The 18,416-nt window shown below is 50.3% G+C and carries 18 protein-coding genes; 6 read left to right on the top strand and 12 right to left on the bottom strand.

Translation table 11 applies throughout. The features are described from left to right. The first annotated feature begins 1 nt into the window (after window position 1). Both KJS42_RS12250 and KJS42_RS12245 read left to right on the top strand, forming a co-directional pair. Window positions 2-2,497, top strand: coding sequence for an FAD-dependent oxidoreductase (locus KJS42_RS12250; protein WP_213622993.1), 2,496 nt, complete (start codon window positions 2-4; stop codon window positions 2,495-2,497). Window positions 2,498-2,612: 115 nt separating this feature from the next. Beyond that, window positions 2,613-3,431 (top strand): class I SAM-dependent methyltransferase, encoded by an 819-nt coding sequence (locus tag KJS42_RS12245; RefSeq protein ID WP_193416189.1) that lies wholly within the window; start codon window positions 2,613-2,615, stop codon window positions 3,429-3,431. 137 nt (window positions 3,432-3,568) lie between these two features. Here KJS42_RS12245 and lpdA read toward each other — a convergent pair whose 3' ends face one another. Genes lpdA through pdhA form a run of 4 tightly spaced genes read right to left on the bottom strand, consistent with a single transcriptional unit; the run spans window position 3,569 to window position 8,737 of the window. Beyond that, a complete protein-coding gene (lpdA, locus tag KJS42_RS12240; RefSeq protein ID WP_155605895.1) occupies window positions 3,569-4,984 on the bottom strand; it encodes a dihydrolipoyl dehydrogenase in 1,416 nt (471 codons plus the stop codon). 3 nt (window positions 4,985-4,987) lie between these two features. Next, complete coding sequence (locus KJS42_RS12235; RefSeq protein ID WP_213622992.1) at window positions 4,988-6,610, bottom strand: 2-oxo acid dehydrogenase subunit E2; 1,623 nt, start codon at window positions 6,608-6,610, stop codon at window positions 4,988-4,990. A gap of 29 nt (window positions 6,611-6,639) precedes the next feature. After that, window positions 6,640-7,620, bottom strand: coding sequence for an alpha-ketoacid dehydrogenase subunit beta (locus KJS42_RS12230; protein ID WP_155605894.1), 981 nt, complete (start codon window positions 7,618-7,620; stop codon window positions 6,640-6,642). Between the two features lie 49 nt (window positions 7,621-7,669). Next, window positions 7,670-8,737, bottom strand: coding sequence for a pyruvate dehydrogenase (acetyl-transferring) E1 component subunit alpha (pdhA, locus tag KJS42_RS12225; RefSeq protein WP_155605893.1), 1,068 nt, complete (start codon window positions 8,735-8,737; stop codon window positions 7,670-7,672). 258 nt (window positions 8,738-8,995) lie between these two features. Here pdhA and KJS42_RS12220 point away from each other — a divergent pair, with 258 nt between their 5' ends. Beyond that, window positions 8,996-9,724, top strand: a complete 729-nt coding sequence (locus KJS42_RS12220; protein WP_213622991.1) for an alpha/beta hydrolase — start codon at window positions 8,996-8,998, stop codon at window positions 9,722-9,724. Between the two features lie 101 nt (window positions 9,725-9,825). On the opposite strand, the gene KJS42_RS12215 is transcribed toward KJS42_RS12220, so the two are convergent. Continuing rightward, window positions 9,826-10,506, bottom strand: a complete 681-nt coding sequence (locus KJS42_RS12215) for a trimeric intracellular cation channel family protein (RefSeq protein ID WP_155605891.1) — start codon at window positions 10,504-10,506, stop codon at window positions 9,826-9,828. Between the two features lie 143 nt (window positions 10,507-10,649). Between KJS42_RS12215 and KJS42_RS12210 the strand changes: the two genes are divergently transcribed. Together KJS42_RS12210 and KJS42_RS12205 are read left to right on the top strand one after the other, a co-directional pair. Beyond that, window positions 10,650-11,291, top strand: coding sequence for a thiamine diphosphokinase (locus KJS42_RS12210; RefSeq protein ID WP_213622990.1), 642 nt, complete (start codon window positions 10,650-10,652; stop codon window positions 11,289-11,291). A gap of 281 nt (window positions 11,292-11,572) precedes the next feature. Beyond that, complete coding sequence (locus KJS42_RS12205) at window positions 11,573-12,082, top strand: C40 family peptidase (protein ID WP_193416184.1); 510 nt, start codon at window positions 11,573-11,575, stop codon at window positions 12,080-12,082. 114 nt (window positions 12,083-12,196) lie between these two features. Here KJS42_RS12205 and KJS42_RS12200 read toward each other — a convergent pair whose 3' ends face one another. The 3 genes from KJS42_RS12200 to KJS42_RS12190 all read right to left on the bottom strand — a co-directional run bounded on the left by KJS42_RS12200 (window position 12,197) and on the right by KJS42_RS12190 (window position 14,941). Continuing rightward, window positions 12,197-12,874, bottom strand: a complete 678-nt coding sequence (locus KJS42_RS12200; protein WP_193416183.1) for a response regulator transcription factor — start codon at window positions 12,872-12,874, stop codon at window positions 12,197-12,199. Between the two features lie 99 nt (window positions 12,875-12,973). Next, window positions 12,974-14,020 carry a MoeB/ThiF family adenylyltransferase gene (locus tag KJS42_RS12195; protein ID WP_213622989.1) on the bottom strand — a complete coding sequence of 349 codons (1,047 nt, stop codon included), beginning with the start codon at window positions 14,018-14,020 and terminating at the stop codon, window positions 12,974-12,976. A 42-nt stretch (window positions 14,021-14,062) separates the two neighbouring features. Beyond that, window positions 14,063-14,941: a LysR family transcriptional regulator gene (locus KJS42_RS12190; RefSeq protein WP_193416181.1), complete on the bottom strand. Its 879-nt coding sequence runs from the start codon at window positions 14,939-14,941 to the stop codon at window positions 14,063-14,065. A gap of 143 nt (window positions 14,942-15,084) precedes the next feature. On the opposite strand from KJS42_RS12190, the gene KJS42_RS12185 reads away from it, so the two are divergent. After that, a complete protein-coding gene (locus tag KJS42_RS12185) occupies window positions 15,085-15,834 on the top strand; it encodes an SDR family NAD(P)-dependent oxidoreductase (RefSeq protein WP_155605885.1) in 750 nt (249 codons plus the stop codon). 62 nt (window positions 15,835-15,896) lie between these two features. Here the strand turns inward: KJS42_RS12185 and KJS42_RS12180 are convergent, their stop codons facing one another. From KJS42_RS12180 to KJS42_RS12165, 4 genes are read right to left on the bottom strand one after another with little or no spacing between them, the layout of a single operon-like run. After that, complete coding sequence (locus tag KJS42_RS12180) at window positions 15,897-16,889, bottom strand: hypothetical protein (RefSeq protein ID WP_213622988.1); 993 nt, start codon at window positions 16,887-16,889, stop codon at window positions 15,897-15,899. Then, the gene (locus tag KJS42_RS12175) at window positions 16,876-17,418 is read right to left on the bottom strand and encodes a hypothetical protein (protein WP_213622987.1); all 543 of its coding nucleotides are present in this window, start codon (window positions 17,416-17,418) and stop codon (window positions 16,876-16,878) included. The genes KJS42_RS12180 and KJS42_RS12175 overlap by 14 nt, the downstream gene beginning before the upstream one ends. Window positions 17,419-17,428: 10 nt before the next feature. Continuing rightward, window positions 17,429-17,893, bottom strand: a complete 465-nt coding sequence (locus KJS42_RS12170; RefSeq protein ID WP_213622986.1) for a hypothetical protein — start codon at window positions 17,891-17,893, stop codon at window positions 17,429-17,431. Window positions 17,894-17,921: 28 nt separating this feature from the next. Further along, on the bottom strand, window positions 17,922-18,413 hold the full coding sequence (locus tag KJS42_RS12165) for an ABC transporter permease (protein WP_155605881.1): 492 nt from the start codon (window positions 18,411-18,413) through the stop codon (window positions 17,922-17,924). Between the last annotated feature and the right edge of the window lie 3 nt (window positions 18,414-18,416).

Below are 18,416 nucleotides of genomic sequence, written 5' to 3'. Positions count from 1 at the left end.
GATGAGCAAAAAAGTATTAATTGTCGGCGGTGTTGCCGGCGGTGCCTCTGCGGCCGCCAGACTTCGTCGCTTGGATGAAGAAGCCCATATCGTCATGTTCGAACGGGACCCTTATATTTCCTTTGCCAACTGCGGGCTCCCCTACTATATCGGTGATTCGATCAAGGATCGATCAAAGCTGCTGGTCCAGACACCGGAAGCGATGCATCGTCGCTTTAACATCGATGTCCGCACCGAGAGCGAAGTAATTGGAATCGATCCTACCAGCAAAACGGCACTAGTCCGCAGCAAAGAGCGCGGCGAATATCGAGAAAGTTATGATGCGGTGATTTTGTCGCCCGGTGCGAAACCCATCCGACCGAATCTCCCTGGCATTGAAAGCAGCCGGATCCATACGCTGCGGAATATTCCGGATACGGACCGTATCAAACGTCGGGTTGTCGAAGAACGCGCTTCTTCCGCCATCGTCATTGGCGGCGGATTTATTGGCGTGGAAATGGCCGAGAACTTGCGAGAAATCGGGCTTGAGGTCACGTTGATCGAAGGCGGTCCGCAAATTCTCGCGCCATTTGACGCCGAGATGTCAGGAGTCCTTGCCAAGGAACTGGAGGATCATGGCGTTAACCTTTTAATGTCGCAGACCGTCACCTCGTTTACAGAACAAGGTAACTACATTAAGGTGCATACTTCGGACGAGCGTGAATTATCGGCTGATATCGTAATTTTGGCGATTGGAGTTACACCGGATACAGCTTTTCTGAAAGAAACCGGCTTGGAACTGGGGCCAAGAGGCCATATTGTTGTAAACGACAAACTGGAAACTAGCATTCCGGATATTTATGCCGTTGGGGATGCGGTTGAAGTCGTTGATTTTGTTAATGGTTCCAAAACAGCAATTCCGCTGGCTGGTCCTGCCAACAAGCAGGGGCGTATCGCTGCGGACAATGTCTGTGGTCTTGGAACCACATATAAAGGCTCGCAAGGCACGTCCATTATCAAAGTCTTTGGTCTTACCGGAGCGGCCACGGGGAACAATGAGAGAACGCTCCAGCGGTTAGGGATCCCTTATCATGTCACGGTGGTTCATCCCAATTCTCATGCTTCTTACTATCCCGGCGCCACCCCCCTATCGATCAAGCTGTTATTTAAGCCTGACGGTACTGTGCTAGGCGCGCAGGCTGTCGGATATGACGGGGTAGATAAACGGATCGATGATATCGCGACCGTGATTCGTTTCCGGGGGACGGTAACGGATTTGACGGAACTGGAATTGGCCTACGCCCCTCCGTACTCTTCAGCAAAGGATCCGGTGAACATGGCCGCTTATACTGCGGAGAACGTATTAAGCGGACGCGTTCGGTTGTTCGTCCCGCAGGATTTGACAACCCGGGACGTGCAAACGACCCAGTTGGTCGATGTTCGTTCTGAGATGGAGCATGCCAACGGACATATCCCTGACTCCCTGCTAATCCCGGTTGACGAATTGCGTGATCGCCTGAATGAACTAGATCGGGACAAGGAGATTTGGGTTTACTGCCAAGTCGGGTTGCGCGGGTATACCGCTTCACGAATTCTGCAGCAAAAAGGCTATAAGGTTCGCAATTTGACCGGAGGTTACAAGCTCTATCAAATGGCTAATTACCAGCCGGGTCGGTCCGATTCCCCGGATTGCCCCGTTGATCGTGTGGCAAAAGCAGAAATCGCCGCAACTTCGTTAGCTCCGGCAACAAGCCAAGTGTCCGGTGATTCCAAACTGCATGCCGATGCGGAGCTTGATGCTTGCGGTTTGTGCTGCCCCGGTCCACTGATTCAGGTCAAACAATCCATGGATCGTTTGGAAGCCGGACAGGTTCTGCACGTGACCGCCTCTGACCCTGGATTCTATGAGGATGTGCAGGCATGGGCGACCATGTCCAAACACCGTATGCTCCAGGTTACCAAGAATGCGAACGGGATGATCGAAGCCTATATTTGCAAGGAAGACCCGGTCCGGCTTGGCGACACTTCGGTTCAACCGACAACAACGCCGGAAGGCTCAACGATGATTGTATTTAGCGGTGACTTGGATAAGGCGATTGCCTCATTTATCATCGCCAATGGCGCCGCGGCCAGCGGCAAGAAAGTGACGTTATTCTTCACCTTCTGGGGGCTGAATATTCTCCGTAAATCGGAGAAGGTCCCCGTCGCCAAAACCTTCATCGGTCGCATGTTCGGTGCGATGATGCCGCGCGGCAGCCATAAGTTGTCTCTCTCCCGCATGAACATGCTTGGGATGGGAGCCAAGATGATTCGTGGCGTGATGAAAAATAACAACGTTTCCTCCCTAGAAGAACTCATGGCCAGTGCCATCAACCAAGGCGTCGAAATCGTCGCCTGCCAAATGTCGATGGATCTGATGGGCATCCGCCAGGAAGAGTTGATCGACGGGGTCAAAATCGGCGGAGTCGGTTACTACTTGGGTAAGGCCGACCAATCGGGAATTAATCTATTCATCTAATTTGTAAAAGGGGTTCTTGGTCGATTTGACCAGGAACCCCTTTTTTTAGCCCAAGCTCATTTTGCTGTATAATCGGTACGAACACCTATCTTTCGAGCGAAAAGGAGATCGACATATGAGTCAACAGGTTAGCCGAAATAACATTGATCGATTCAACGGGTTCAGCGAACTCTACGATCAAAACCGCCCCAAGGCGCCGGACGAAGTCATCCGTATTTTATCGATGGTTTTGGGCCGTTCTCCGGAAATAGTTGCGGATGTTGGCTGCGGTACGGGCCTCTCCTCTTTTGCCTGGCTAAATCATGCGAAGCAAATCATTGGGATCGAGCCTAACGACGATATGCGCGCCGTAGCAATGAATCGCTGGCGGGAAAGCAACTGCCCAGCGCAGCTTCAATTCGTCAAGGGTTTGTCCACCGAATTGCCGTTGGAGCCCTCCTCCGTAGATCTCGTCACCTGCTCTCAATCCTTCCATTGGATGGACCCTCAACCAACGCTCCAGGAGTTCGCCAGAGTGCTGCGCCCTGGAGGCATATTTGCTGCTTACGATTGCGATTGGCCGCCGGCCGCCAGCCCTGAGCTCGAGCAGGCATACATACAACTCGTCGATTTCGCCGAAAAACGCGCAAGCGAACTGATCGACAACGACAAAGAAGCGTACAAGTGGCCTAAAGACCAGCATCTGCAGCAAATCCGCAAGAGCGGCCTCTTCCACTATTCACGAGAGATCGTATTTCACCATTGGGAGAGTTGTGACGCCGATCGATATGCGAATCTGGCCCTCAGTCAAGGGGGTTTGCAAACCGCTTTAAAATTAGGGGCGAACGAAATACTTTCTGCTGCTGAGCAATTCCGCGAACAAGTGAATCAAGCTTTCGGGGCTGAAGCTCGCAACATCCTATTCTGTTATCGCATGCGGCTCGGGGTAAAATAACAGCTTTTCGCTTAATCCAACCGAAATAACTTGACCAACCCCGCACAAAAAAAGGGCAAGACCGTGAACACGGCCTTGCCCAATAGACTTAGGAGTTGATCCACTCTTAGGAGGAGTGGGAGATAAAATCGCTAAAATTAGCGAGAAATTACGTGAATAGGATGACCTTCAACCAACTCGGCCGTTTCCATTACGATTTCGCCCAAGGTCGGGTGAGCGTGAATGGTCAACGAGATGTCTTCGAGTGTTGCCCCCATTTCAACCGCAAGGCCCAGCTCAGCGATCAAGTTGGAAGCTTCGATCCCGACGATTTGCGCGCCGAGCACCACGTTGTTATCTGCGTTCGCCACGATCTTGATGAAGCCTTCAGGCTGATTCAAGGAAGTTGCGCGACCATTGCCTGCGAATGGGAACTTGCCGGCTTTGACCTTAAAGCCTTTGTCTTTCGCTTCCGACTCCGTCAGACCTACGCTAGAGCATTCTGGATCCGTAAAGACAACCGCTGGGATTGCTTTGTAATCCACCACGGAAGGAAGTCCTGCGATCGCTTCGGCCGCCACTTTTCCTTCGTAGGAAGCTTTGTGTGCAAGCGCAGGGCCAGCCACGATATCGCCGATCGCAAAGATGTTCGGGTTGCTGGTGCGTCCTTGATGGTCAACTTTGACCAAACCACGGTCAGTCAACTCCACGCCAGCCAGATCCAGACCCAGATCGCCATCAGTGTTTGGACGACGGCCAACGGTCACCAGCAGGTAGTCGGCAGTGACTTCTTTACTTTCGCCGTTCACGGAATATTTCACCGTTACGTTCTTATCGGTTTGTTCCGCGCTTTCGGCTTTAGCGTTCGTTACGATTTCGATGCCGGTCTTCGCCATGTTCTTGGCAACCAGACGGGTCATGTCTTTGTCGAAGCCTGGCAATACGGTATCCATACCTTCGATGATCGTTACTTTGGTGCCAAACTTGGAGAACATTTGGCCAAGCTCAGCGCCGATATAACCGCCGCCGATGACGACAAGGCTGCTCGGAATTTCTTGCAGCTCAAGCGCTTCTGTCGAGGACAAGATGCGTCCGCCAAACGGGAAAGGTTTCAGCTCGATCGGGCGGGAACCGGTAGCCAGAATGCAATGCTTGAAGCGGTAACGCGGCGATTCGTGCTCGTTGAACGCACGAGCTTCGTTTTCGTTGATGAACATCACTTCACCGCTGAAAACTTCGACCTTGTTACCTTTAAGCAAGCCGCCAACGCCTTGGGTCATCTTCTTGACAACGCCGTTCTTGAATTCTTGCGTTTTCTTGAAGTCCACTTTCACGTTCTCTGCCGTAATCCCGAAGGCATCGGCATGTTGAGCGGACTCGTATTGGTGAGCGGCCGAGATCAGCGCTTTGGACGGGATACAACCGCGGTTCAAGCAGACGCCGCCAAGCTCCGATTTGTCAACGATGATCACCTTTTGCCCGAGCTGGGCGGCACGAATGGCCGCCACATATCCGCCGGGACCTGCACCGACAACTAATGTATCAATATCTAGAGAAGCATCTCCTACTACCATTGATTACACCTCCATAACGAGCAGCTCAGGATTCGCGAGCAGCTGTTTGATATAGTTCATAAAGTTTTGCGCCGTCGCGCCGTCGATCAGACGGTGGTCAAAGCTGAGGGACAAAGCCATCACCGGAGCGACAACAATTTCGCCGTTTTTGACAACCGGTTTCTCACTGATCCGGCCGGTTCCAAGGATCGCAACTTCAGGATAGTTGATGATTGGCGTAAAGAACATACCGCCGGCAGAACCGATGTTTGTGATCGAAATCGTGCTGCCTTTCATCTCGTTCGCTGCCAGTTTGCCTTCACGGCCACGGGCTGCCAGGTCCTTAATGGCTTCGGCGATCATCCAGATGCTCTTCCGATCCGCATCTTTGATCACGGGAACGATCAGACCATTATCGGTGTCCGTTGCAATCCCGATGTTATAGAATTTCTTATACACGATCTCGTTGTTCACTTCATCAATCGAAGCATTCAGAGCCGGGAATTGACGGGATGCGGCAACCAAAGCTTTCACGATGAATGGAAGATAAGTAACCTTAATGCCTTTCTTCTCGGCGATCGGTTTCATCCGCGTACGGAAAGCGACCAATTCGGTGACGTCCACTTCGTCCATGATGGTAACATGAGGCGCGGTGTAAGCCGATTTAACCATCGCATTGGAAATCGCTTTGCGAATGCCTTTAAACGGTACGCGTTCTTCTTCGCCGTCCGTAGAAATCGCTGTTGGTGCAGCAGCGGCTGGAGCTTTGGCTGCTGCGGCTGGAGCCGCGGCTTGTGCAGGTGCTGCAGCTTGGGTTGGAGCACCGGCGGCAGCTCCGCCTTTCTTGAAGTTGTCGACGTCTTCTCTCGTGATTTTCCCGGCTTTCCCTGTACCTGGAACTTGGGACAAATTCACGCCTTGTTCACGAGCATATTTACGTACGCTAGGGGTAGCGAGAATCTCACGGTTTGGAGCGACCGGAGCTGCGGCTGCAGCCGGCGCACCAGCAGCGGCCTTAGGTGCGTCATGCGCTTGCTCTGGAGCTGCGGCTTGTTCTGGCACATCGCCTTCTGCATCAATAACAGCTACAACGTCTCCAACGCGGAAGATCGCGCCGTCTTTTCCGAATACTTCAAGAACCGTACCGTTCACCGGACAAGGTACTTCAACGACGGCTTTATCATTTTGCACTTCCATGATGATATCTTCGTCCGTAACCTTATCGCCTGGTTTGATGTGCATTTTGATAATTTCGCCTTCATGCAAACCTTCGCCCAGTTCAGGGAACCGGTATTCGAATTTGGATGAGGAAGCTGCCGCTTGAGGAGCAGGAGCTGCTGCCGTAGCAACCGGAGCGCTTGCCTCTGCAGCTGGAGCCGGAGCTCCTTCTTGTTCGGGAAGATCGCCTTCGGCTTCGATCACGGCTACGACATCGCCTACGCGGAATACGGCGCCGTCTTTACCGAACACTTCTTGTACTACACCATTAACAGGACACGGCACTTCAACGACGGCTTTGTCGTTTTGTACCTCCATGATGATATCTTCATCTGTTACTTTGTCCCCTGGCTTGACATGCATTTTGATGATTTCACCTTCATGCAAGCCTTCGCCCAGTTCAGGGAACCGATATTCAAACTTAGCCACAGGAAAGACCTCCTATTTTGTTCTTCGATTTAGAATTCAAGCACTTTGTTAACGCCCTCGATCACGCGAGCCGGGGACGGTAGCCATTGGTCTTCGATTTGCGCGAACGGATATATGGTATCCGGCGGAGCGATGCGAAGGACAGGAGCTTCAAGGTGCAGAATCGCTTTCTCGTTGATTTGCGCGATGACTTCCGCTGCGATGCCGGCCGATTTTTGCGCTTCTTGAACAATGATGGCGCGATTTGTCTTCTTCACCGAGGCAACAATCGTATCGATGTCCAGCGGCACGAGCGTACGCAGGTCAATGACTTCGGCTTTGATGCCTTTGGTTTTCTCCAATTCTTCCGCTGCTTTAACAGCTGTATGAACCATGAGGCCATAAGCGAGAATCGTTACATCCGAACCTTCGCGAACGATGTTGGCTTTACCCAGTTCAATCGTGTATTCTCCTTCAGGAACCTCATCACGGAAGGCATGGTACAGGTTCAAGTGTTCCATAAAGAAGACTGGATCGTTATCGCGAATAGCGGAGATCAACAGTCCCTTCGCGTCGTAAGGGTTCGAAGGAATCACGAGCTTGATCCCTGGGGTTTGGGCGATCAGGCCCTCCAAGGCATCCGTATGCAGCTCGGCTGCTTTAACGCCGCCGCCAAACGGGGTGCGGAATACGACGGGAGCGTGGTAACGTCCGCCGGAACGGTAACGCATCCGGGCTGCTTGTACGAGAATTTGGTCCAAAGCTTCAAAAATAAAACCGACAAACTGGATTTCTGCGATCGGACGGAAACCTTGAATCCCCAGACCTACCGCCATACCACCGATGGCCGATTCCGCCAGCGGCGTATCCATGACGCGTTCTTCCCCGAATTCTTTCTGCAGGCCTTCCGTTACGCGGAACACCCCACCGACATTACCTACGTCTTCGCCGAAAATCAGAACGTTTGGATCGCGTTGCAATTCGACGCGCATGGCGTCGCGAATCGCTTCTTTCATATTCATTTGTGCCATTGCTTGTATCCTCCTCTATAGAACGATCAGACTAGTTTACACGTACGTATTATTGAAAATCGGCCTTTTGCTCTTCCAAGTGCTTCGGAGTTTTTTCGAACATGCTGTCGATCAGGCCTGGAATTGTCATTTTTTCTGTTTGTTCCGCTTTCTTGATTTGCTCGTTGACTTTTGCTTTCGCTTCTTCTTTCACCCGAGCGGTATCTTCTTCGGTCCAAAGACCTTTCTTCTCCAAATATTTAGCCAAGCGAGCGATTGGATCTTTCTCGCCCCATTGTCCTTCTTCTTCCTTCGTCCGGTACTTCGAAGTATCGTCAGACAGGGAGTGCGGACGGAACCGGTAAGTAACCGCTTCGATCAATGTAGCGCCTTCGCCGTTACGAGCGCGTTCAGCAGCTTCCTGCACCGCACTGATGACTGCAAACACGTCCATCCCGTCGATTTTCACGCCGCGGATCCCTGCAGCGACTGCTTTATGAGCGATCGACAAGGCTGCGGTTTGTTTTGCGAACGGTGTGGTGATGGCATAACCGTTATTTTGCACGAAGAAAATAACCGGCAGTTTGAATACTCCAGCGTAGTTCAGCGCTTCGTAGAAATCGCCTTCCGAAGAACCGCCGTCACCGGTATAAGTAATGGCCACTTGTTTTTGCTTCTTGAGCTTGAAGCCCATCGCGATCCCCATCGCGTGCAACACTTGAGCGCCGATAATGATTTGAGGCATAAGTACGTTGACGCCTTCCGGAATTTGTCCGCCGTGTTGATGACCGCGGGAGTACAGGAAAGCTTGATACAGCGGGAGACCATGCCATACGAGCTGCGGCATATCGCGGTAACCCGGGCAAACAAAGTCGTTCTTGTCCAGGGCGAACTCACTGCCTACCATGGTCGCTTCTTGTCCGGACACCGGTGCATAAAATCCGAGGCGGCCTTGGCGACCCAAGTTGATCGCACGTTCGTCCCAGGTACGCGTAAATACCATGCGATACATCAGTTCTTTCAATTGATCGTCGGACAATGCCGGCACTTTATCTTTGTTAACGATTTCACCGTCTGGCGAGAGCACGGTCAAAGCTTGAACTTCTTCCGTGTATACTTCATAAGGAATCTTGCTCATTTTTTTCACCTCGACTGAAAATTTGATTAACTTGTTCCTCTGTTATAGAATTATTATACTCCTGTTTCATTCTAGAAGTCAAAGGAATTAAGGATTATTGTGTTATATATTTATCTTTGTGTATGTAACAGTTTTTCAAAAATAGTATAACACCAACCCATATTGTGGTAAGCTATCGTTATCTCTATTTCATGGTAAATGTTACTTGATTCAACAGGCAAAAGCAAAATCCATCCAACCGGGAGTGTGTGTAGAACCATGACGGATTCGAATTATTTGAAACGAACCATCATTAAAGAGGAAATCCAAAGCCAGTTCTTAGGGGAAAAGCGTTACCTGCGCGTTTACCTTCCACCTGGGTACAACGAAATCCTCAGTTATCCCGTCATTTACTGTCAGGACGGCGAGGAATTCTTCAACTTCGGTCGTATCGCGACGCACGCCAATCGCCTGATTCTGGATGAAGGCCTCGAGCCTTTCATTATTGTAGGCGTGGAGGTGAACGTCGCCGTGCGCACGGAGGAATATGCCCCGTTTGGAAACCGATTTGAAGCCTATACGCGCTGTTTCACGGAAGAAATTATTCCCTTTATCGAACGCAATTATCCGGTTCGCCGCGAACCTTCGGAAAGGGTGCTGGCCGGAGATTCATTAGGGGCAACCGTCTCTCTCCATCTCGCTATGAAAAACCCGGAACTGTTTTCCAAAATCATTAGCTTGTCCGGCGCTTACTATGAACCTTCCCTGGAAATCCTTGCTCAAGAGACCGATCTTTCCTATTTGTCGCTCTTCATGATTGTGGGACTGCAGGAGGATCATTATACTACCGATACGGGTACCTATAATTTTGTTGAACTGAACCGCAGAGCCAAAGCCCTCTTGGAGGAACGCGGTGCCCAAGTTGCCTACTTCGAGAAGGACGGCAAACATCTATGGGGATTTTGGCAACAAGAGCTCCCGGACGCGATGGTACATTTCTTAAAATAGCGCTTACAAGCTGTTGTAAAATCAGAGGCTGCCCAACGTAGAACCTACATCTACTAAGGACAGCCTCTCTTGGTGTTTGTTCAATTCGGCCTGACTGTAACTTAAGGTGTCTGATCTTGTACAATGGCCCGCTCGGGAGTTGACTCCGCATCTGCTTCCGCTCTGATATAAATGTCTCCTGTTGCCAAAGATCGTCTAGGCAACTTCCATTTATAATGAACAGACAGCATCCGGAAAAAGACCACGGCAACAAACAGCAGAATCAATTCCACCGTCGACCCAAACCATCCCATGCCAATCGCCAGCCCCGCCAGCATGGCCCACACGGCATAGATTTCGTCTCGCAACACCAGCGGCTTACGCCCGGCCAGCAGATCGCGGATAATCCCTCCCCCGATGCCTGTTAGTACCGCCGCAACCAACACCGCGCTCATCGGATGTTTCATCTCCGTCGCGTATAACGCCCCTTGGATGGCAAAAGCCGACAAACCGATCGCATCAAACAAAACCTCCGTCCGCTTCCAGTGGCGAACCCACGGCATCGGAAGCACGAAAGCGACAAACACCGACAACACGGCCAGCAATATCAAATCCCCTTGCGCCCATAATGTCGTAACCGGGACGCCAATCAATACGTTGCGGATAATCCCGCCGCCAAAAGCGGTGACCAAACCCAATACCAGCACGCCAAGAATGTCATATTCCTCTTCCATGGCCACGAACGCGCCGGACATCGCGAAAGCAACTGTCCCGATGATGCTAAAAATATCAAAGATATGCATCTCTTCCGTCCTTCTCTGCCTTTCTCTGTCAGCTTCTTTTATTAATCCCCATTGTAGGCCCACACGGTGAAATTGTGCAACCCTAAAATCTGAATTATACTATTGAAGCAATAGATATTTTTGCGTGAGAGGAAGGAATAGAAATGACCGTGAACCGGGTTCTTATTTTTGCCGGTGGGCGTTTAGATCCGGGAATGCTTCGGGAGGTTCGTCCGGACGATTTTCTGATCGGAGCTGACCGTGGAGCCTTATTTTTGGTTGAGCATGGAATGAAGCCGGATTTGGCGGTAGGCGATTTCGATTCCGTCAGTGAGGAAGAATTGGAACGTATTCGTACATATAGTATTGAACTTCTAGCTTGCGATCCGGTTGACAAAGATTTAACGGATACGGAACTGGCCTTTGACCATGCCGTACGGAGAAACCCTGCAGAAATCGTGTTAACCGGTGTGATTGGAACCCGCTTGGATCATACGCTTGCCAATCTGCATATGTTGCTTCGTGCAGCAGAACAAGGAATTACCTGTGCCATCTGGGATGAGTATAATTACATCACATTGTGCGGGTCCTTCTCTCAAGTCGAGGATCGCGGATACTCCTATGTCTCCCTGCTCCCGCTTACCCCTGTCGTAACCGGTATTACGCTCGATGGATTCATGTATCCCCTACATAACGCCACTCTCCGAATTGGACAATCCCTGGCTGTAAGCAATCAATTAGTCGCTTCCACCGGAACGGTACATGTCGGCGAGGGGTGGCTGCTGATCATTCAAAGTCGAGACTAACATTTTAATATATTTCATTTTTGTAACCATCTCTGCACCTTTTATGAAATATGAAAAGAAAGAAAAACCCTTGAATTTTCAAGGGTTTTTTACATTCCAATTTTAAAGGGAAATCTCTACATCTTAAAAAAATGTAAACTTTAATGTTATTTTAATAATCGCTGTCAAACCGTTGGGACGCATGGATTTTAGGAGATTATACCATATTTTAGGAGATTACAAATCTGTTATACTTCATTTACGAACCGGTCAAAAAACAATATCTTTGGAGGTACTACTACATGAATAAACGCACCCTTTTCCAAAAAGTATTGACGGTCGGACTTGCGTCCGCCATCGGTTTCAGTACGCTGCTTGCTAGCGGGGCTGAACCTGTACAAGCCCAGTCTGCAACAAGCACCGCCGTTTCTAAAGGATCGCAAGTTGTAAACTACGGTAAGAATTTTTTGGGCACGCCATATAAATTCGGTGCATCCACTTCCACGACCCGAGTATTCGACTGCTCTTCGTTTACGAAATATGTATTCAAAAAGTACGGCGTTACTTTGCCTCGTACGTCCTCAGCGCAAGCGAAAGCGGGTTATGCCGTTTCAAAGTCGAATCTGAAAGCTGGCGATTTGGTGTTCTTCTCCAGCGGCAGCCGGGCTAACGGGAGAAACGTAACGCATGTGGCGATCTACATGGGTAGCGGAAAGATTCTGCACACTTATGGTAAACCAGGTGTAACGATCTCCAATCTGAATTCGGGCAACTGGAAAAGAACTTATCTGAAGGCCCGTCGCGTCCTGTAGTCGGACAAGCCCCCCATACTACTTAATCAAGAAGTCGTTGCATAGATCAATCGATCGCAGCGGCTTTTTGACCTGAAGATAACCTGGCATGCCAATGTCCGGGTTATTTCCTGTTTAACCAAGCATATATCCGGTGCCACGAACGGTATGCAACAGTTTTTTTGTATGACCGCTATCTATTTTTTTGCGCAAATGACGGATATAGACGTCTACCACATTCGTTCCTGTTGCAAAATCATAACCCCACACTTGCTGTAAGAGCATCTCTCGCCCACACACTTTCCCCGCCCGTTTCAACAGAAAAAGCAGCAAATCGAATTCCTTTGGCGTCAACTTGATAGGTTCTCCGTCTCTCCACGCCTTGCGGCTGCGCAGTTCCATTCGCAAATCCTCAAACGACAACTCGGTTAAGGAGCCATCCCCCAATCGTTTGAACAATGAAATCAAATGGCCAATTCGGGCATACAGTTCAGCCATGGGGATTGTAACCTGAACCACGTCGTTAGCTCCCCGGGCAAAACCGGCGACAACCGCCTCCGAGCTCCACTCCTTAAGCAAAAGTAGGATCGGAAACGGAGCAAATCGGCCAATTTCCTCCTGAAGGACAGACGAGGCATCATTCGGCAAATCCGTACCCAGTAGCAGCAAATCCGGAAGGTCCTCTTCCAGCCATCGAAGAACGCCTATTTCGTTCTGCCTCCACCCGATTCGATAACCGGCTTCCTCCAGCCCGGATTTGATACGCTCTCCCTCGGCAGGATCCTCCAACACAAGTATGATGTACCTTTTCATCGCGCGACCACCTTACGCTGCATCTGCTATTTCTTCATTAATAAGATGGTCATTCCTGCGGCAAACCATTCGGTCGTCGCTATACAATCTCGGTTAGGCTTAACCTAAATAACGGTCATAGATCGTTCTGGCCTCGACCGGATCTTGCGTGCCATGAATGAGTGCCCGCCCATCCGTAAACAAGACCAACCGACGTTCGCCAATCGTAAAGGAAAGCAAAAACGGGTTGACTTCTACCGTACCCTCCTGCAATCGGCTCAACTTATCCGCCATCTCTTGCAGTTGAATGTTTCGTTTAGCGGCCGGTCGAATCTGAACCGTATCCCTACCGCAGAGTACTTCTGTTTTCCGATGGCTGGAAGCGGACAGATACGGGAAGGTAGCTCCGCTTCCACAGGAAAGGCAGTCATCCCGCTTGGCGGAACCAACCCTGATTGTAGCTTGCTCGTTCCGCCATAGATCAAAGGTCAGCAATGTACCGCGAAGTGTCTCGGGGTGCCCGGTTAATAGCTTCAGAGCTTCTGTTGTTTGATGGGCCACAACCATCTGTACGGCAGGCGGTATGACACCGACCGTGTCGCAGGTATCCCCGCCGAGCGGTACGGTACCCAGGAGGCAATTCAGGCAAGGGGTCTCGCCTGGCAAGATCGTGTAAGTAATGCCGTAACTTCCGACGCAACCGCCATAAACCCACGGAATGCGATATTTTTGCGATATATCATTGATCATCAATCTTGTATCGAAATTATCCGTCGCATCCATAATCAAATCGACGCCAGAGATTAAATCTTCCAACTCTTCCGGGTCGACATCCATCACATGGGCATCGATGCGCACCTGACTGTTGATCGCGGCTAACCGCTGTCGGGCAGCAATCGCTTTAGGTACCCGCTCGGCTGCGTCCGCTTCAGAAAATAACTGTTGTCGCTGCAAATTACTCCATTCCACATAATCCCGATCGGCGATCACGAGATGGCCCACTCCCGCGCGCACTAGCGTTTCAGCGATGCCGGTGCCAAGCGCTCCCGCACCGACGACCAGTACCTTCGCCTGCTCAAGCTTGTCTTGTCCGGTACTGCCTATAGGAGTAAACAACCTTTGCCGCGAATAACGATCCGGTTGTTTCCTTTGATGTTCCTGATCCATAACCTTCCTTAATCTCCTCTCCGCTGCTCATATCCTTGAATCTTATTGTATCCGGCGTATAAAGCATTTGGTGATCGCTGAGGCCTGTTTGCCTTTAGGGATTACCCAGCCGTAATACACCGGCCCAAAATCCGGCAGATCCAGCTCGACCGGCACGATATCCGCCTGCCCTCCGCTTTCGAAAGAATAATCCACTCCAACCGTAAGCGCAAGCCCTTCCCTCACCGCGCCTTGAATTGCCTGAACATTGTTGGTAGCGAACAAAATATCCGGCTCTCCGTATTCTGCGAGTCTAGTAGTTAAGTAATGACGAATATGCTCATCGTCATACAGGACAAGGGAATATCCGACAAGCTGCTCCGGTTTCATCGACCGCTCTAGAGCAAGCAATGAAGTTTTAGGTACACCAACGACCATTTTACCGGTAAAAAGCTTTTCAAAATGTAATGTTTTATGTTGAGCCAGAAGATCCGATGTCAGCGCGATAAAGCCAAGATCGATTCCTCCGCTTTGCAGTTCATCCAAAATTTCTTTGGGTCCCTGCTCGAAAATACGGACCTTGACCTCAGGGTAATCCTTCCTAAAGCCTGCAATCGCCTCCATCAATAAATGCATCGGACCGGGGATCGTTGCGATGATCAACTCGCCGCTTAGCTTGTCACTGTAGGAGTTGGCTTCGGACCGAAGGGCTTCGAGTTTGGTCAATATCTCTGCAGCTCGTCCAATAATCGACTGTCCTTCCGGCGTTGGAACAGCACCAACCCCTCGCGACCGGTTAAATAACACCACTCCAAGTTCCGATTCCAGTAAAGAGATGGACTGGCTAACAGCGGATAAAGTAACATGAGCGTTTTGGGCCGTTTTGGTCAGCGATTTTGTTTTTGCCACATCTACAATATACTCCAACTGCTCCAGGTTCATGGAATTCCCTCCCTGCGGTCGAACCACTTCTTAAGTAATTCTTATTTGATACTAATTATATATAAATTTTGTTTAACAATGACTTTTGTTACAATCATAGTACAGAACTTCATAAATATCAAAGAGAGGCAGGAGAAGTACTCATGCAACAAAACAGAGTAGCCATCGTGACCGGGGGAGCTAGTGGAATCGGTAAAGAAACCGCTTTCAAATTTGCCTCCAAAGGGGATCGGGTCGTTGTAGCTGATTTTAATGAGGCTGGCGGACAAGCAGTCGCAGAACAAATTATGGCAAACGGAGGTAAAGCCATCTTCGTCAAAACCGATGTTTCTAAGTATGAAGATGTTGAAGCCTTGGTAGAAAAAGCGGTGGATACTTACGGAAGAATCGATGTCATGTTCAATAATGCCGGGATTGGCCGGGTCACCCCGGTGCTGGACCAAAATCTAAACGATTATCATAACGTCATTCAGGTGAACCAGCATGGCGTTGCGTACGGCATCATCGCCGCTGGCAAAAAAATGCGTGAGCTAGGGATCAAAGGGGTCATCATTAACACCGCTTCGGTGTTTGGCTTCCTTGCTTCCCCCGGTACCTTCGCCTACCATGCCTCTAAGGGTGCCGTAATTATGATGACCAAATCCGCCGCTCTGGAAATGGCAGACTGGGGTATCCGGGTTATTGCTGTGGCGCCTGGGGCCGTCGATACTCCGATCATCCAAGGTTATAAAGACAAGGGCATGGTCGATTCGATGAAGTCCAAAGTGATGGGCAACAAATTGACATTACCGGAACAGGTGGCAGATACCGTTTACTTGTTGACGCTGGACGAGGCTAGTGCCATTAACGGTAGCGTCGTCATGGCAGACGAAGGGTATGCTTCCTTCAAATAATCGCTGTCGTTGGCAAAGGGGCCGGCCCAAAGCTGGCCCCTTCGTCAACGTGTATCTCCTCTTTACGGTCCGCTTGTCCGACAATCCAACGGATAATAACCGTTTCCGGCTGCCTCACGTTCACCGGAGAATATCTCTTCCTCACGGTATCCTAACTCTCGAGCCTTTGAGCAGGACTCTCGATAGAAGTATTTCATCCCTGTCGAGGGATCAACCGCTCCCAGGATCGTCGGCGTTCGATCCAGCCTCCCCCCACCTATTGCATAGTTGTTGTAATGAAGATTCCCAACTGGAATGCCTTGCAGAAATACCAGAATTCCAACATCATTCAGCGTGTTGTTCCAGTCCTCTTGTGGGATGACCGGCAACGTGAAAGTATAGTGTACGCCACGTTTCTCGGCGAGCAGATTGTGAAGGCGGATCGTCCGGGCTAAGTCCTCTTCAATGAGGCGGACGATCGTAGCGCGCCGAACGGCCTCAAATTCCTCATCGCTCTGTAACAGCGGAATGGAAACTTCCGATTTGATCTCGGATTGCAGCCCGCTAACCCAGCGGTCTGCCGCAGCATCATACGCTGTTACTTTCCTATCCAAAGTCAAGGCGATGCTATTCCCGTCAACATCGGAGTATGTATAGTTTTTTTTGTCACTCCAGTGGTATGCGTATGTATCCGTGTTCCTTTCAGCATCTGCCGAATACAGAAAGTAACCATCATAATCCATGACGACAACCGCTGGAATATAGCCGAGGAGCGTGTGTTGTCCCACCGGATCGTCAGCGACCCCAAAGTTTAGGTACAAACTTCGAAGCAGTGCGGCGAGCGCTTGCTCCTTATCCGCACGCATCCATTTCTCTGATCCGTACCCGCTCTCGAATTGCTGGAGCTCGTTTCGATTCAGCGCAACCGCCGCATCTTGGACTGCCGTGCGCATTGCAGCAGTATATCGGGTTTCAAGCCGGTTCACTTCCCTCAGATTCTCCACCCGCTGGCCGTTCAGCCAAAAGATCGGAGCGACGATCAACACAAAAATGACAGCCCAGTCAGTAATCTTCATTTAGAACTATACCTCCATAGGTTAGCAGAGACGGCTTTTCTTTACCTGCACCGTTATATAAAAACTCCGATAAAATATCTAACGGGCTGCGAGAAAGATCAACAACCGTGACAGCAAAGAAATCGCCTTCCTGGAGCACATAGTTGTCACCTTTGTTCCCCGTTCCGGTTGGAAACATCGCCTGCAAAATATCCGAAGTATAAAACGCATCGTAGACGACGCTAAAGTCGTTCAGGAAGGACGTGGGGTCGGCCGGATCACCGTATTCCGGATGATAGGTTTTATGCCGGTGTTCCAATTCAACCTCATACCCTCCCCCAGTGATTTCGATTTCGCGGATAAAATCCTCATACATCTTTGGCGTCACGATCCCTTTGTTCCGAACCGCATCGGTAAACTGCACTAATGTCCGATAGGCAGCCAAATACCGGATATCCTCCTGCCGTTGCGCCGCTTGCAATGCTGGAAACAGAAACAGGAGCAGCACGGCAAGCAGAGCGGCTGTTATTTTGGACAAGGCATTGACCATCTCCAGCCACCTACTTTCTACGAAAAATGACGCGGATTTCTTTCCCGGAAGAATCTTTCATACGTTCCGCGCTATATTCCTCCCGTAGCTCTAGTACGGTTACGGCGCGCGATCGGCTTTGCTCCAGTTCATCTTCCAGCAGGCCAATCAGGGGGACATTCAGGATTTCGCCGTCCACTTCGATAATTACGCCGTGATCGATCCAATCCGGAAAACGATGTAATATTTGATTCCCTGTCACCCTTTCACTCGTCAATTCCAGCAGATCGTCATCGCCTAGGTTCGCCGCCGTTTCCCATACGGAATCCTTCCCCTCATGAGCATAAACACTTCGCCCAACGCCGTGCAGCTGCATGGCAATCGCATCGTAGGCAGCGTTCTGGTTCTTCTCGATTTCAAGGGTATAAAGGGTTGCAGCCAGAAAAGAACTGACAGAAAAGAGCAGCCAAACTAGACTTTTCACCTGATTAAACATCTTGATCTGTGCCCCCAACCCGCGATTCTTATGGAATCAGCGTCGTTTGCGTAAAGATTAATCCGCGGACTACGTTGGAGCTGTCCTTGACGACCAACGCTTTAAATTTGCCGCTAGGATTGACATATTCATTAAGACGTTCGTCCCAAGCGTTGCTAATCGCGGCATAGCTTTGTCCGTTTACAGATCCATACCGTTCCGAGGAAACAGGCTCATTGATGAGGAGAACATCTCCATACCATTCCCCACCGCTGTTCTTCCCGGTTTTCACCAATATCCCGAACTGATCTCGATCCTTAAATTTTCGCAGCGCGTTCGTCACTTGCGACCCGCTGACCGTCGTGTCATCATAGACGGTAAATGAAGCTTGGGACAATTCCGTCTGGATGTCGGAAAAGCTGTTCTGCGCCGTTTTTGTGGCTTCCTGGGCAGATACGAACAAAATGACAACAATCGTAATTAATGCGATCGTCAAAAAAATGCCGGCCGCGACTTTTAAAGCGGATGAAGCGTTGTTCATCGA

This window comes from Paenibacillus sp. J53TS2 (genome assembly GCF_018403305.1).
GTDB classification, from domain to species: domain Bacteria; phylum Bacillota; class Bacilli; order Paenibacillales; family Paenibacillaceae; genus Fontibacillus; species Fontibacillus rhizolycopersici.
Note: the sequence above shows the minus strand (reverse complement) of the source record. Positions and strands in the feature narration are given on the sequence as shown.

Excerpts from the sequence above, each read along its gene's own strand:
- KJS42_RS12220 (WP_213622991.1), top strand. The coding sequence starts at position 8,996 with ATGACGGATTCGAATTATTTGAAACGAACCATCATTAAAGAGGAAATC.
- lpdA (WP_155605895.1), bottom strand. The coding sequence starts at position 4,984 with ATGGTAGTAGGAGATGCTTCTCTAGATATTGATACATTAGTTGTCGGT.
- KJS42_RS12170 (WP_213622986.1), bottom strand. The coding sequence starts at position 17,893 with ATGTTTAATCAGGTGAAAAGTCTAGTTTGGCTGCTCTTTTCTGTCAGT.
- KJS42_RS12205 (WP_193416184.1), top strand. The coding sequence starts at position 11,573 with ATGAATAAACGCACCCTTTTCCAAAAAGTATTGACGGTCGGACTTGCG.
- KJS42_RS12190 (WP_193416181.1), bottom strand. The coding sequence starts at position 14,941 with ATGAACCTGGAGCAGTTGGAGTATATTGTAGATGTGGCAAAAACAAAA.
- KJS42_RS12230 (WP_155605894.1), bottom strand. The coding sequence starts at position 7,620 with ATGGCACAAATGAATATGAAAGAAGCGATTCGCGACGCCATGCGCGTC.
- KJS42_RS12185 (WP_155605885.1), top strand. The coding sequence starts at position 15,085 with ATGCAACAAAACAGAGTAGCCATCGTGACCGGGGGAGCTAGTGGAATC.
- KJS42_RS12245 (WP_193416189.1), top strand. The coding sequence starts at position 2,613 with ATGAGTCAACAGGTTAGCCGAAATAACATTGATCGATTCAACGGGTTC.
- KJS42_RS12165 (WP_155605881.1), bottom strand. The coding sequence starts at position 18,413 with ATGAACAACGCTTCATCCGCTTTAAAAGTCGCGGCCGGCATTTTTTTG.
- KJS42_RS12180 (WP_213622988.1), bottom strand. The coding sequence starts at position 16,889 with ATGAAGATTACTGACTGGGCTGTCATTTTTGTGTTGATCGTCGCTCCG.
- KJS42_RS12195 (WP_213622989.1), bottom strand. The coding sequence starts at position 14,020 with ATGGATCAGGAACATCAAAGGAAACAACCGGATCGTTATTCGCGGCAA.
- KJS42_RS12215 (WP_155605891.1), bottom strand. The coding sequence starts at position 10,506 with ATGCATATCTTTGATATTTTTAGCATCATCGGGACAGTTGCTTTCGCG.
- KJS42_RS12250 (WP_213622993.1), top strand. The coding sequence starts at position 2 with ATGAGCAAAAAAGTATTAATTGTCGGCGGTGTTGCCGGCGGTGCCTCT.
- KJS42_RS12175 (WP_213622987.1), bottom strand. The coding sequence starts at position 17,418 with ATGGTCAATGCCTTGTCCAAAATAACAGCCGCTCTGCTTGCCGTGCTG.
- KJS42_RS12200 (WP_193416183.1), bottom strand. The coding sequence starts at position 12,874 with ATGAAAAGGTACATCATACTTGTGTTGGAGGATCCTGCCGAGGGAGAG.
- KJS42_RS12210 (WP_213622990.1), top strand. The coding sequence starts at position 10,650 with ATGACCGTGAACCGGGTTCTTATTTTTGCCGGTGGGCGTTTAGATCCG.
- pdhA (WP_155605893.1), bottom strand. The coding sequence starts at position 8,737 with ATGAGCAAGATTCCTTATGAAGTATACACGGAAGAAGTTCAAGCTTTG.